The organism is Streptomyces sp. ICC4 (assembly GCF_003287915.1).
Classification (GTDB): domain Bacteria; phylum Actinomycetota; class Actinomycetes; order Streptomycetales; family Streptomycetaceae; genus Streptomyces; species Streptomyces tritrimontium.
On the sequence record NZ_CP030286.1, the window covers coordinates 8,879,277 to 8,892,493 of the forward strand.

At 73.1% G+C, this 13,217-nt stretch carries 9 protein-coding genes and 3 pseudogenes; 5 read left to right on the top strand and 7 right to left on the bottom strand.

Going from position 1 to position 13,217, the window contains the following annotated elements:
* The first annotated feature begins 6 nt into the window (after positions 1 to 6).
* A complete protein-coding gene (locus DRB89_RS41815) occupies positions 7 to 345 on the top strand; it encodes a hypothetical protein (RefSeq protein WP_112463794.1) in 339 nt (112 codons plus the stop codon).
* Here the strand turns inward: DRB89_RS41815 and DRB89_RS41820 are convergent.
* From DRB89_RS41820 to DRB89_RS41835, 4 genes are all read right to left on the bottom strand, one after another.
* The gene (locus DRB89_RS41820) at positions 312 to 857 is read right to left on the bottom strand and encodes an adenylate kinase (RefSeq protein ID WP_112453009.1); all 546 of its coding nucleotides are present in this window, start codon (positions 855 to 857) and stop codon (positions 312 to 314) included. The genes DRB89_RS41815 and DRB89_RS41820 overlap by 34 nt on opposite strands.
* 26 nt (positions 858 to 883) lie before the next feature.
* On the bottom strand, positions 884 to 1,720 hold the full coding sequence (locus tag DRB89_RS41825; protein ID WP_112453008.1) for a MerR family transcriptional regulator: 837 nt from the start codon (positions 1,718 to 1,720) through the stop codon (positions 884 to 886).
* 352 nt (positions 1,721 to 2,072) lie between these two features.
* Positions 2,073 to 3,764: a glycoside hydrolase family 3 N-terminal domain-containing protein gene (locus DRB89_RS41830; protein WP_112449823.1), complete on the bottom strand. Its 1,692-nt coding sequence runs from the start codon at positions 3,762 to 3,764 to the stop codon at positions 2,073 to 2,075.
* 132 nt (positions 3,765 to 3,896) lie between these two features.
* Positions 3,897 to 4,757 carry an ABC transporter permease gene (locus DRB89_RS41835; RefSeq protein WP_239516948.1) on the bottom strand — a complete coding sequence of 287 codons (861 nt, stop codon included), beginning with the start codon at positions 4,755 to 4,757 and terminating at the stop codon, positions 3,897 to 3,899.
* A gap of 224 nt (positions 4,758 to 4,981) precedes the next feature.
* Between DRB89_RS41835 and DRB89_RS41840 the strand changes: the two genes are divergently transcribed.
* The 3 genes and pseudogenes from DRB89_RS41840 to rbsK form a co-directional block, all read left to right on the top strand.
* Positions 4,982 to 5,536: a TetR/AcrR family transcriptional regulator gene (locus DRB89_RS41840; RefSeq protein WP_112463795.1), complete on the top strand. Its 555-nt coding sequence runs from the start codon at positions 4,982 to 4,984 to the stop codon at positions 5,534 to 5,536.
* A 174-nt stretch (positions 5,537 to 5,710) separates the two neighbouring features.
* A pseudogene (locus DRB89_RS41845) lies at positions 5,711 to 6,598 on the top strand (ADP-ribosylglycohydrolase family protein); the annotation flags it as partial.
* Positions 6,595 to 7,503, top strand: a pseudogene (rbsK, locus tag DRB89_RS45740) (ribokinase); the annotation flags it as partial. The pseudogenes DRB89_RS41845 and rbsK, both read left to right, overlap by 4 nt.
* Before the next feature lie 459 nt (positions 7,504 to 7,962).
* Here rbsK and DRB89_RS45745 read toward each other — a convergent pair.
* A pseudogene (locus DRB89_RS45745) lies at positions 7,963 to 8,043 on the bottom strand (FAD-binding protein); the annotation flags it as partial.
* Between the two features lie 167 nt (positions 8,044 to 8,210).
* On the opposite strand from DRB89_RS45745, the gene DRB89_RS41855 reads away from it, so the two are divergent.
* On the top strand, positions 8,211 to 8,723 hold the full coding sequence (locus DRB89_RS41855) for an NUDIX domain-containing protein (protein WP_112453015.1): 513 nt from the start codon (positions 8,211 to 8,213) through the stop codon (positions 8,721 to 8,723).
* A 6-nt stretch (positions 8,724 to 8,729) separates the two neighbouring features.
* Here DRB89_RS41855 and DRB89_RS41860 read toward each other — a convergent pair whose 3' ends face one another.
* A complete protein-coding gene (locus DRB89_RS41860; protein ID WP_112453016.1) occupies positions 8,730 to 9,389 on the bottom strand; it encodes a GPP34 family phosphoprotein in 660 nt (219 codons plus the stop codon).
* Positions 9,390 to 11,502: 2,113 nt separating this feature from the next.
* Entirely contained in the window at positions 11,503 to 13,077 is a 1,575-nt protein-coding gene (gene ffh, locus DRB89_RS41875; protein WP_112453693.1) for a signal recognition particle protein, read from the bottom strand.
* Positions 13,078 to 13,217: the final 140 nt, after the last annotated feature.

Here is a 13,217-nt window from a genome sequence, read left to right on the forward strand (position 1 = left end):
GGGGGCATGACCTCCGAAGCCCCCACCGCCACCGCCGCCGCCACCGCCGCCGCCACGCGCACCGCGAACCGCCCGCGCGTTCAGCGGCACGTGACCACCGCCGGTTCGGCGCTGGCCGTGGCCCTGGTTCCGCTCGTGGTCGGGGTCCTGGTCGCCAAGGGGCTCGCGGCCGACCCACACGTACCCGTCAACGCACTGATCACCGGCGGCGGCCAGCGCGCCGGGCTGCCCCGGTCCGAGTGGCGCCGCCGCGGGCACGCCACGATGCGCCGGCTGCGCTCGGCCCGCCGCAGCACCGTGCGCGGCTGCGACTACGTCCGCGGCCGCCGCCCGGCCGGACACTGAGAGCGCAGCCAGGCGTCGGCGGCCCTCGGCGAGCGCAGCCGCACCACCCGCAGCGGGGCGAACCGCGCGTCACCGGCCAGCCGGCCGATCTCCGCGCGCCGGGACGCGTACCGCGACCAGGCCCACCACGCGGGGTGGTCGGCGCGCAGCCACTCCCGCCAGCGCTCCCGGTTGCCGCCGAACAGCCGCTCCCGCAGCAGGCTGCGGCGCAGCGAGCGCAGCAGCACCCGGCACATGACGAGGCGGCGCGGGTGGTCCAGCCACACCACGGTGTCGGCCCGCCGCCACAGGACGTCGCGCACGGCCTCGGGCCCGTAGGAGTCGAGGACCCACCGCTCGCCCTCCGCGACGGCGGCCGCGTCCGCCGCGTACGACGCGCTGACGGTCCACCCCGGTCCGGTGAAATGGAGGGCGTCCATCTCGTGGTACGGCAGCCCGAGCCGGCGTTCGAGCTCCCGGGCCAGGGTGGACTTGCCGGCTCCGCTGATGCCGACGACGAGTACGCGCTGCATCAGCGGAGCTTAGGCGGTGTCCGGGCTCAGACGCTCAGGGGTTCCTGGAGCTCGGTGACCCACTGGTCGCGGTCCTCCGGGCAGGCCAGGGTCAGCTCGCGCGCGTACCCGGACGAGCGCTCGCCGTTCGCGTCGATCCACTGGGCCAGGGCCTGCGCGGCCGGCAGGACGGAGTCCATCGAACCCCGGTGCACGACCGTCGCGGCCCGCTCGACGCCCGGCAGCACGACGATCCGTACGTTGCCGCCGAGGTTCTCGTCCCGCACCGAGGCGGCCACCGGCAGCCCCGCGTGGACCAGGACGGCGCCGGGCCGCTCCGCGTCGCCGGCGTCCTCGTAGTAGGCGATGCCCGGGGAGGTCGGCGTCACACCGGCCTCCTCGACGAGGCGGCACAGCTCGTCGAACAGCGGGCCGATGACCGGGCCGATGTCCTGGGGCTCGTAGCTCCCCGCGATCCCGCTCAGTTCGGCGAGCCGGACGGGCGGAAGGCTCTTCACGACGATGTCGATGGCAGACATGGTTCCCTCGTTCTCGATGGTCCGGAGCCTCGACTCGACCTGGGTCAGCCGGGCCGCCGCGGCGGCCATGGCCGACTCCAGTTCCGCCTGCCGCAGCCGCAGCATGCCGCGCAGCTCCTCCGCGCCCACCAGCTCGTCGAGTATCGAGCCCACCTGTTCCAGGCTGAAGCCGAGCTCTTTGAGCGCGATGACACGGTTGAGGCGGGCGAGTTGCCCGGCCTCGTAGTAGCGGTAGCCGCTGACGGGGTCGACACGGGCCGGGCGCAGCAGTCCGAGGGCGTCGTAGTGACGCAGCATGCGGACCGATACCCGGCCGTGCTTGGCGAAGTCTCCGATGATGAACATGACGCCTTCCAGTGGAGGGCCTGACACAGTGTGAGGGTCAAGCCCGACCAGAATACGAGGGCATCGGTGCAGGTCAGCGGTGCTCGGACTGGCGGATGCAGAGATCGACGACCGACGGCGGCACGGTGCCCTCCGCGGCCGCGCACAGCTCGTCCAGCCGCGGTGGCCGGGCCGGCGGCCGCCCCGGCCGGGCGGGCGGGGCCTGCGGCGAGTTTTCTGCCTGTCTCGTGGGCTCGGATATGTATATAAGAGACAGGGTGGGGGACTCCGCCCCGCAGGGCCGACGACCCGCACCCGCCCACCGGGCCGAAGCCCGGGAAGCGCGCCGGCGCTGAGCGGTGCGGGGGACGCGTCAGGAGCTGAGGGTCAGGCCGTGGCCGTGCGGGAAGACCGGGTCGGCGGTGTCGTTCGGGACGTCCGGGCGGGAGGCCTCGACGGCCGCCATCGAGCGCGGGAGCTCGAAGGGCAGGCGCCCCTCGGCCGCGGCCCGGCCGAAGGCCACGTCCAGCAGGGCGGCGTCCGAAGCCCCGTAGTCCGCGATCAGCGCGGCCGCGTGCTCCGCGATCTCCGGGATCACCGCGGCCCGCTCCAGGTTGATGCAGACCAGGGTGGGGACGGCGTCCAGGAGGGCCAGGATCTCCGCGAGCTCCGGCTCGGCGAAGGCCAGCGAACCCGAGTGGAAGAAGGACTCGAAGACGTTGGTCCGGGGCTCGTGCGGGGTGCGCAGCCGCAGCACCGCGAGGTCCGCCTCGGCCGGGTCGGACACGAGGTCCCCGTACGCCGCGGCCACGGCCTCGTCCACGTCCTTGACGTAGAGCTTCGGGCGGCCGGACAGGGGCAGGAACCGCCCGGTGTTGGTGAGCACGGTCAGCGAGCGCCGCTGGGCGGCGGCGCCGGCGGCCGCGAAGTCGGCCCGGCCGACCGTCTCCGCCGCCGCGTCCGGGTCCACGTACGGGTTCTCGAACAGGCCGAGCACGAACTTCTCGCGCAGCAGACGGCGCACGGACTCGTCGATGCGGGACTCCGGGACCCGGCCCGAGCGGACCAGCTCCACGATGACCTCGGGGCACTGCTCGCCGCCGAACTGGTCCGAGCCCGCCTCCAGCGAACGGGCCGCGCGCTCGGCGGTGCTCAGGTGCTCCAGGCCCCACGCGCGGGCCGGGTGCGATTCGCCGAAGATCACCGAGTCCGAGAGCAGCCCCCAGTCGGTGCAGACGATCCCCTGGAAGCCGAGCTCCTCGCGCAGCAGGCCCGTGACCACGCCCTTGTTGAAGCCGAAGCCGACCTCTTCCCAGTCGGTGCCGATGGGCTGGCCGTAGTACGGCATCATCTGCGCGCAGCCGGCCGCGATCGCCGCCTTGAAGGGCTCCAGGTGGTGCTCGCGCATCCCGCCCGGGTAGATCTGCTCCTTGCCGTGCGCGAAGTGCGGGTCCTCGCCGTCCTTCTGGGGGCCGCCGCCCGGGAAGTGCTTGACCATCGCGGAGACCGAGCCGGCGCCGAGCTCCTCGCCCTGCAGGCCGCGTACGTACGCCTGTACGAGCTCTCCCGTCAGCTTCGCGTCCGAGCCGAAGGTGGCCGACTGGCGGGCCCAGCGCGGCTCGGTGGCCAGGTCGATCTGCGGGTGCAGGGCGACGCGGAAGCCGACGGAGAGGTACTCGCGGCGCACGATGTCGGCGAACTCGAAGACCAGCTCCGGGTCGCCGATCGCGGCCAGGCCGATCGCCTCGGGCCAGGCGGAGAAGGCGCCGGCGTTGAAGGAGGCGCCGACGTTGTCGGTGAAGGAGTGCCGGGGGTCGGTGGAGAGGGTCACCGGGATGCCGAGGCGGGTGCCGGCCGCCATCTCCTGGACGGCGTTCTGCCACGTCGCCATCTCGCGGGCGCCGTAGCTGCCGAGGAGGTTGAAGTGGGTGAGGGAGCGGCCCTCGATCAGCTCGGGCGTGGTGAACGGGAGGATCGAGCCGTCGGTCTCGGTGACCGGGGTGCCGTCCGCGTTCATCATCAGCATCGCGTGGAAGAGCTGGCCCGCCTTCTCCTCCAGGGTCATCCGGGAGAGCAGGTCCTCGACGCGCTGCTCGACGGGGAGGGAGGCGTCTTTGTAGGCCGAGTTTTCTGCCTGTCTGGTGGGCTCGGAGGTGTGTATAAGAGAAAGGTGGTGGTGCGGGATGCGGTTGCGGTGTCAGCCACGGCCGTACTCCTCCTCAGCCTTCCAGAAGAAAATGAACCCGCCGACGCCGAAGACCAGCGACCAGCCGAGCGCGACCAGCCAGACGTGGTGCGGGAGCCGGCCCGCCTGGAACGAGTCGATGAGCGCGAAGCGCATCAGGTCGATGAACACGGCGGCGGGGTTGAGCTGGAGGGCCGTCGAGACCCAGTGCGGCAGGTGGTCCGTCTTGAGCATCGAGTCGATCGACCACATGACGCCCGAGGCGTACATCCAGGTGCGCAGGACGAACGGCATCAGCTGGCTGACGTCCGGGCTCTTCGCCCCGATCCGGGCCATGATCATCGCGCAGCCGGCGCAGAAGCCGGCCATGAGCGCGAGGGCGGGGAAGACCAGCAGCCAGCTCAGGCTGGGGGTCTGACCGAAGGCGAGCAGCAGGACGAGCAGCGCGCCCATGGTGACGAGCAGCTGCTGGAAGAGCTGGACGACGGTGGACAGGGGCAGGGAGGCGCGCGGGAAGTGCAGGGCGCGCACCAGGCCGAGGTTGCCCTGGACGGCGCGGGTGGAGGCGTTGACGCAGCTGCCGATGAAGTCCCAGACGAAGACGCCGGTGATCAGGAACGGCACGTAGTCCGCGACGCCGCGGCTGGCGTGCATGACCAGGCCGAAGATGAAGTAGTAGACGGCCGCGTTGAGCAGCGGGGTCACCAGGTGCCAGACCTGGCCGAGGCTGGCCTCGCTGTACTGGGCCCGCATCCGGGCGGTGGCGTACGCGCTCACGAAGTGCCGGCGGCCCCAGAGCTGGGCGATGTAGCGGGGGAGCGGGGGGCGGGCGCCGCTCAGGGTCAGGCCGTGGGAGGCCGCCAGTTCGGCGATCGGGTCCTCGGCCCGGGCCTCGGTCCGGTCCTCGGTCCGGTCCTTGGACGGGTCCTTGGGCCGGGGGTGGGCCGGGGGCGCGGTGGTCACTGTCACGGAGGGCCGCTTTCGACGGGGTCAGGGCGTCGCTGGCGATGGGACGGGTCCGTATCGTCGCTACGCCGAGATTAGGGCGTCCGACGTCGGAACGCAACCGTATCGTCGTGGCGGGATATGCTGTCCTCATGACCACCGATCCCGCGCCTGCCGCCGCCGTCCTCCGCGAGGACGTGACCGAGGCGATCAGGGCCGCCGTCCTGGAGGAGCTGGCGACGGTCGGGTTCGCGCGGATGTCGATCGAGGGCATCGCGCGGCGGGCGGGCGTGGGGAAGACGGCCGTGTACCGCCGGTGGAAGTCCAAGCTGCACCTGGTCCTGGACCTGGTGGCGGCGTTCGCGGTGGACGGCCTGCCGGTACCGGCGACGGGGTCGCTGTACGGGGACGTGCGCGCGCTGCTCGAGGTCATGTCACACGTGCTGCGGCACCCGGTCGCGTCGGCGGTGATCCCCGACCTGCTGGTGGAGGCGGCGCGGAACCCGGAGATCGCGGACGCGGTGCGGGGGGCGCTGCTGGAGGGGCAGCGGCGGATGGCGGAGGGGATCGTCTCCGACGCGGTCTCGCGCGGCGAGCTGCCGGTGGGGGTGGACGCGGGGAGGGCGCTCGATCTGGCGATCGGGCCGCTGTCCGTGCGTCAGGTCGTCGTGCGTGCCGCCGGGCCGGCGGGTGGCGGGGGGGGGTGACGCTTCCGCGGGCTGCCCGCGCCGGTCGGCTGGGGGCTCGGCGGTGGCCGGTAGGGCGGCCGAGGACGGCCGTCTCTCCGCTGATCAGCCGCCGTTGGGCGCGGCCGGCCGGGCCGCCGCGTCCGGGGACTCCAGCGGGGGGGGCGCGGTACACGGTGAACACGGCCGTACGCCCCCTGGAACCGCCGCTCCGCCCCCACCTCCCTCGCCGAGAACATCGACGGCGCCCCCGAGGACGACGACCTCAACTACCCCCTCCTCGGCCTGCTCCTCCTCCAGCGCCACGGCAAGCGGTTCACCACCGCCGACGTCGGCCGGCTCTGGCTCGACGAGCTCCCGGCCGGCCGCACCTTCACCGCCGAGCGCGTCGCGTACCGCAACCTGCTCCAGGGGCTGGAGCCGCCGCTCACCGCCACGCACCACAATCCCTTCCGCGAGTGGATCGGCGCGCTCATCCGCGCCGACGTCCACGGCTGGACCAACCCGGGCGACCCGGCCGCCGCCGCGGCCCAGGCCCACCGGGACGCCGCCCTCACCCACACCGGGAACGGCGTCTACGCGGCCCTGTTCACCGCCGCCGCCACCGCCGCCGCGGCCACCGGCCGGGCCGACGTGCACGGCGCGCTGCGGGCCGGGCTGGCCGTCGTACCGCCCCGCTCGCGCCTGGCCGAGGCCGTCCGCTTCGCGATCGGGACGGCCGCGGCCGCGGCCGCGCGGGGCACCGGCTTCGATACGGTCGTGGACCTGCTGCACGCCCGCTACGGCCACTACCACTGGGTCCACGCCGTCCCCAACACCGCCCTGACCGCCGCCGCCCTCACCCACGCCGACGGCGACTTCACCCACTCCATCTGCCGCGCCGTGTCCGGTGGTTGGGACACCGATTCCAACGGCGCCACCGCCGGCGCCCTCGCCGGACTCCTGGCCGGGGCGCCCGAGGACATCCCGCACCGGTGGACCGCCCCGCTGAAGAACCGCCTCGCCACCAGCGTCGCCGGCTTCGACGGCATCGGCTTCGACACCCTCGCCCACCTCACCGCACAGGAGGCAGCACGCTCATGACGGCCATCGCCGTGCTCGGCAGTACCAACATGGACCTCGTCGCCTACGTCCCCAAGGCCCCCCGCCTCGGGGAGACCGTCACCGGCCGCGCCTTCCGCACGGTCCCCGGCGGCAAGGGCGCCAACCAGGCCGTCGCCGCCGCCCGCGCGGGCGCGGAGGTGGTGATGATCGGCGCGGTCGGGGCCGACGAGTTCGGTGTACGGCTGCGCTCCGCGCTCGCGGCGGCCGGGGTGGAGACCTCGGCCCTGCGCACCGTCGAGGGCGCCAGCGGCACCGCGCACATCACCGTGGACGACGAGGGCGGCAACAGCATCATCGTCATCCCCGGCGCCAACGCCCGCGTCACCGGCCTGGAGGCGGGCGACGCCGCCCGCATCGGCGCCGCCGGCTCCCTCCTCCTCCAGCTCGAACTGCCCCTGGAGGCCGTGCTGGCCGGCGCGCTGGCCGCCCGCGCCCACGGCGTCCGCACGATCCTCACCCCGGCCCCGGCCCCGGGGGCACCTCCCAGCGGTAGCTGGGGGAACCTGCCGGCCGAACTCCTGGCCGCGACCGACCTGTTGGTCCCCAACGAGCACGAGGCGGCCGCCCTCACCGGGCTCACGGACCCGCGCCGGGCCGCCGAGGCCCTGCTGGACCTGGTGCCGCAGGTGGTCGTCACCCTCGGTGCGGCCGGATCCCTGTACGCCGCACGCGGCGGCGAGCCGCTGACGGTCGCGGCCCCGCGCGTGCGGGCCGTGGACACCACCGCCGCCGGGGACACCTTCGTCGGCGCGCTCGCCGTGGCACTGGGCGAGGGCCGGCCCGTACCGGAAGCCCTGCGCTGGGCTTCGGCGGCCGCCGCACTGTCCGTCCAACGCCCCGGCGCGCAGGACTCGATGCCCACCCGCGCGCAGACCGACGCCGCCTTCGGGGAGCCCGCCGGCCCCGCCGGTCCCGCCGGTCCCGCCCGCTCCGGGGACCGGGCCGGCCCGTACCGGAAGCCCTGCGCCGCCGCTCCCGCCGCTCCCGGCCGTGAGCAGCCCGGTCACCGGCTCCCCGTACCGCGCGACCACCCCGGGCTCGGCGCGCAGCGCCGTGGCCAGGGCGCTCTCCAGCACGATGCGGCGCGCCTGGAGCATCACGAGGTCCTCGTCGCCGGGCCGCGCGGGAGGCCGTACGTCGAACCAGTCCAGCTCGTGCCGCTCGCGCGCTCCGAGCCGGAGCATCTCGGCGTGGACGTCGGGCAGTTCGTCACGGAGCAGGTTGCGGGCGGCGCCGAGCAGCGCGTGCGGATGGCCCGCCTGCGGCACGGCCGGGCGGCGCCAGCCGAAGAAGTCCCGGTCGAGTGCGGTGCCGGGGGCGCGCGCATCGCGTTCGAAGAGCTCGACGGTGTGTCCGCGGCGTGCCGCGAGCAGCGCCGTGGCCAGTCCTCCGATGCCCCCGCCGATAACCAGCACATGTGCCATTGCGCCCCCTGAGCGATGAGCCGTACGACGATCAGACCGCCGGAAGCCTGCGCGGACGGAGCCTGGCCAAAACCCGCACGGTTGTCTTATTCGAAGGCTCCGTTTGACAAACCCCGTCGCCGAACGGCAAATGGAGCCGCACCACCGCCCCCTGCCGAAGGACGCCCATGAGTACGCGACCCGCCGCCCGACCCGGTCCGGACGAAGGGCCACAGCGCGGCGTGCGCGCCGTGCCCCGCCCCCACGCGGTCGTCGGCGTCGGCGTGGTCGTGGTCGGCCCGGACGGCCGGATCCTGCTCGGCCAGGCGCACGACGGCCGCTGGGAGCTGCCCGGCGGCAAGGTCGACCCCGGGGAGGGGTTCGAGCAGGCGGCCGCGCGGGAGCTGGCCGAGGAGACGGGCCTGCGGACCGGCCCCGAGGGGATCCGGATCCTGTCCGTCCAGATCAACCCCGCCTCCGACGTGACCCGGCTGACCGCGGCGGCCGTCACCACCACCGCCGAGGGCACCCCGGCGGTCACCGAACCCCACAAGATCGCCCGATGGGCGTGGTTCGCCGCGGCCGAACTCCCGGAGGCCCTCTTCCCCCCGTCGGTGGCGGTCCTGCGCGCATGGCGGCCCGAACTCACCGCGACCCTGCCGCCCACACCCTCGTACGACTACCCGACCACGACGACCTGAGTCGACCTAGCCGGCCGCCGCGGCCGTCACCACCGTGATCGCGGCCATCGCCATCTGCATGTCGCGGATCGCGGCGCGGACGCTCTCGGCGGCCCACTGCCCCTCCGCTATCTCCGCCATGCGCGCGGAGATCTCCTTGCGCGGGCGCCCCGGGAAGGCGAGCCCGTGCAACTTGGCCGAATGCACCAGGGCGATGAGGCCCGCCGTGCGCTCGTCCGGCTCGGCGCCCTTGAGGACCGCCGCCGCGAGCCGCTCGCGCAGCGCGCGCTCGACGGCGCCATCGGCCTCCGGGTAGCGGCGCACCGGGAACACCCCGAGCGCCTTGCGCCGTTCCTCCACCACCACGCCCCGCGCGCTCAGCCGCTCCACCGCCGCGCCGATGGCCCTGGCCTGGTCCTTCGTCAGCCAGTCGGTCACCCTGCGCTTGCTCCGGCCGCGCAGCCAGGTCTGCATCAAAGGGATCCGGCCGTCCAGCAGTTCCTCACCCGTGGGCGAGGTGTCCACCAGTTCCAGGTACTTGCCGGAAACCAGGACCCGGTCCGCCACGACCAGTTCGAGCAGGATCGCGCCCGCCACCGCCCAGCCCACCGATTGCCGCTGCTTGACCGCCCCGGACTCGTCGTCCAGTGACAGCAGCGTGATCTCCTCCGCCAGCGTGATCGTCATGCCCGGCTCCCCCGTAGATCTTCAGCCTTCTCCCGGTCAGACGCCCCCCACCGCCCGGAAGTTCGCGTTGGGGGTTGGCGGTGCCTGTGTGCGGGGTGGCTTTGACGGTTGTCGGGTGGCGTCCCGGGTGTCCAGTGTCCTTCCGTGCCGGGCCGGCCCGTCAAGGGCGCTCCTGCGTCGCGTCGCTTCGCGATGGCCTTCGGCCACCCTTGACCGACCGTCCCGTCCCGGAACAACACAAGACTCCCGGGATCCCCCCGAAGGATGGCCGGGGGGAGAGGGGGGAGGGACGGCCCTGCCGTCTGGCCCGCCTGTGGCGTTGAGGCGCACCGGATCGCTACACAGTCCCGCTCGGCTTAGCGGCCGCCGGCCCGTCTGTGGCTGGACATAAGCCGCACTCGCGCCGAGACTTCTCCCTCTCGGCTCAGCGACCGGCGGCCGCCTGTGGCTGGGCATAAGCCGCATCGGATCGCTACACAGTCGCTCTCGGCGCAGCGACTGCGGCCCGTCTGTGGCTGGACATAGGCCGCACACTCGCCACACGTTCTCTCGTCGGCTTAGCGGCCGACGACCGTCTGCGGCTGGGCATAAGCCGCACCCGCGCCGAGACTTCTCCCTCTCGGCTCAGCGACCGGCGGCCGCCTGTGGCCGGACACAAGCCGCACACGGTTACCACGTCCCCCCTCTCGGCTTAGCGACCGGCGGCCGTCTGTAGCTGAGCCACAAGCCGCACACGGTCACCACGCCCCCCTCCTGGCATAGCGGCCGCCCGGCGCCTGTGGTTGGACAGCCGTCCACGGTCACGACGTTGCCTTCTGGGGATGCGTCTGCGGGTTGTTTGGGGTTGGGCGAAGGCCGCGCAGGGGTTGGGAGGCGCCTGACGCCATCTGGCGACGATCCGGCCGACCGTTGGGGAGTGGGAGGCGCCTGAACGTCGTCTGACGGCCATCCTGCCGATCTCCGGGAGGGGGTGAGGGTGCCTGATGTCGCCTGGCGGCGATCCGGCCGACCTTTGGGGGTGGGAAGGCGACGGATGGCGCCTTCGGGCCCCCTTCGGGCCCCCTTCGGGCGGCCCTCGGGCGGCCCTCGGGGTCCCCTTGGGGTCGGAGGGGGCTTGGTGTCGCCTGAGGGTGATCCGTTCGTCCTTAGAGTCCGAGAGCTGATCGTTTACTCCCCAACCGGTCGCCAAACTGGCAGAAAAGGGACTGCCCACGGCCCTCGCGGGCCAGAAAAGCGCTCTACCCGCACCCGCCTCCCCGGAGGTGCACCCCACCGCCCTCGGCGGCTTGTGTCCAACCCAAGGCGGCCCGCAGGCGCATCCCTAGAAGGGGATGTGTCTGCAGGTGGGCGGCTTATGTTCGGCCACAGGCGGCCGCCGGTCGCCGAGCCGAGAAGGGGAACGTTTCGGCGTGAGTGCGGCTTATGCCCAGCCGCAGACGGCCGCCGGACGCTGTGCTGAGAGAGGGAACGTGGCGATGGGTGGGCGGCTTGTGCCCAGCCACAGACGGCCGCCGGTCGCTGAGCCGAGAGGGAGAAGTCTCGGCGCGAGTGCGGCCTGTGTCCGGCCACAGGCGGCCGCCGGTCGCTGAGCCGAGAGGGAGAGGTCTCGGCGCGAGTGCGGCTTATGCCCAGCCACAGACGGCCGTCGGCCGCTTAGCCGACCAGAGAACGTGTGGCGGGTGTGCGGCTTATGTCCAGCCACAGACGGGCCGGCGGCCGCTAAGCCGAGCGGGACTGTGTAGCGATCCGGTGCGCCTCAACGCCACAGGCGGGCCAGACGGCAGGGCCGTCCCTCCGTCCTCTCCCCCCGGCCATCCTTCGGGGGGATCCCGGGAGTCTTGTGTTGTTCCGGGACGGGACGGTCGGTCAAGGGTGGCCGAAGGCCATCGCGTAGCGACGCGACCGGAGGGAGCGCCCTTGAGGGGCGTACGGGGGTGGGGCTGGGCACGTGGCCTCCTTCTGCCGTCCTCCCGGCCGACCATAAGCGACAAACCGGATCATCGCTCGGGTGTGCGGAGCCGGTGGGATCGGCCCGCCCCGGACGGGCCCGGACACGGCGAAGGGCCCCGACACCGGTCGGGGCCCTTCGCCGTACCTCCGCCGCGCGCGGCGGCTACTTCATGAACTTCTTGAACTCGTCCGGGAGGTCGAAGTCCCCGCCCGCCTGGCCGCCGCCGGCCGGAAGGCCGAACGGGTTGCCGCCGGCGGCGGGCTCGACCGCCTCCGGGCCGGCCTCGCGGCGCGCGGCGGCCGCGGCCTCTTCTTCCTTGCGCTTCATCGGGTTGCCGCTCTTGCGCTTGCCCTTGGCCTGCTTGATCTGCTTCTTCTGCCGGCCGGGGCCGCCGCCCATCCCGGGGATGCCGGGCATGCCCGGCATGCCGCCGCCCTGGGCCATGCGGGACATCATCTTGCGGGCCTCGAAGAACCGCTCGACGAGCGACTTGACGGCGCTGACCTCGACACCGGAGCCCTTGGCGATGCGGGCGCGGCGCGAGCCGTTGATGAGGTGCGGGTCCTGGCGCTCGGCCGGGGTCATCGACTTGATGATCGCGGCGGTCCGGTCGACGTCGCGCTCGTCGATGTTGTTGATCTGGTCCTTGATCTGCCCCATGCCGGGCAGCATGCCGAGCAGCTTGGAGATGGAGCCCATCTTGCGGACCTGCTCCATCTGGGACAGGAAGTCGTCGAGCGTGAACTCCTTGGGGCCCTTCTGCAGCTTGGCCGCCATCTTCTCGGCTTCGGCCTGGCTGAAGGTCTTCTCGGCCTGCTCGATCAGGGTGAGCATGTCACCCATGTCGAGGATCCGGCCCGCCATGCGGTCCGGGTGGAAGGCGTCGAACTCGTCGAGCTTCTCGCCGTTCGAGGCGAACACGATCTGCTTGCCGGTGACGTGCGCGATCGAGAGCGCGGCGCCGCCGCGGGCGTCGCCGTCGAGCTTGGAGAGCACGACGCCGTCGAAGCCGACGCCGTCGCGGAAGGCCTCGGCGGTGTTGACCGCGTCCTGGCCGATCATGGCGTCGACGACGAAGAGGATCTCGTCGGGGCTGACGGCGTCGCGGATGTCCGCGGCCTGCTGCATCAGCTCCTGGTCGATGCCGAGACGGCCGGCGGTGTCGACGACCACGACGTCGTACTGCTTGGTGCGCGCGTACTCGATGGAGTCCTTGGCGACCTGGACCGGGTCGCCGACGCCGTTGCCGGGCGAGGGCGCGTAGACGGCCACGCCGGCGCGCTCGGCGACGACCGAGAGCTGGTTGACGGCGTTGGGGCGCTGGAGGTCGCACGCGACGAGGAGCGGGGTGTGGCCCTGCCCCTTCAGCCACAGGCCGAGCTTTCCGGCGAGGGTGGTCTTACCGGCACCCTGGAGGCCGGCGAGCATGATCACGGTGGGCGCGGTCTTGGCGAAGCGCAGCCGCCGGGTCTCGCCGCCCAGGATGGAGACCAGCTCGTCGTTGACGATCTTGAGGACCTGCTGGCCCGGGTTCAGGGCCTTGGAGACCTCTTCGCCGCGGGCGCGCTCCTTGACGTTCGCGATGAAGGAGCGGACGACCGGGAGTGCGACGTCGGCCTCGAGGAGGGCGATACGGATTTCCCGCGCCGCAGCGTCGATGTCCTGCTCGGAGAGGCGGCCTTTGCCCCGGAGGGACTTGAAGGTCGCGCTGAGGCGGTCGGAAAGCGTATCGAACACGGTGGTCGCGATTCCTCGGGTCGGGGGCGTGTGGTCGTCCCCCAGGGTATCGGTCCCCGCCACCGACCCGGCCCTGCGGGCGGCAATCCCCCGCCCAGCCCTCGCAGCGGCGCTGCGACGGGCGGGCGGGCGCCGCGGCC

Excerpts from the sequence above, each read along its gene's own strand:
- DRB89_RS41815 (WP_112463794.1), top strand. The coding sequence starts at position 7 with ATGACCTCCGAAGCCCCCACCGCCACCGCCGCCGCCACCGCCGCCGCC.
- DRB89_RS41830 (WP_112449823.1), bottom strand. The coding sequence starts at position 3,764 with ATGACCCTGGAGGAGAAGGCGGGCCAGCTCTTCCACGCGATGCTGATG.
- DRB89_RS41855 (WP_112453015.1), top strand. The coding sequence starts at position 8,211 with ATGAGTACGCGACCCGCCGCCCGACCCGGTCCGGACGAAGGGCCACAG.
- DRB89_RS41825 (WP_112453008.1), bottom strand. The coding sequence starts at position 1,720 with ATGTTCATCATCGGAGACTTCGCCAAGCACGGCCGGGTATCGGTCCGC.
- DRB89_RS41840 (WP_112463795.1), top strand. The coding sequence starts at position 4,982 with ATGACCACCGATCCCGCGCCTGCCGCCGCCGTCCTCCGCGAGGACGTG.
- DRB89_RS41820 (WP_112453009.1), bottom strand. The coding sequence starts at position 857 with ATGCAGCGCGTACTCGTCGTCGGCATCAGCGGAGCCGGCAAGTCCACC.
- DRB89_RS41860 (WP_112453016.1), bottom strand. The coding sequence starts at position 9,389 with ATGACGATCACGCTGGCGGAGGAGATCACGCTGCTGTCACTGGACGAC.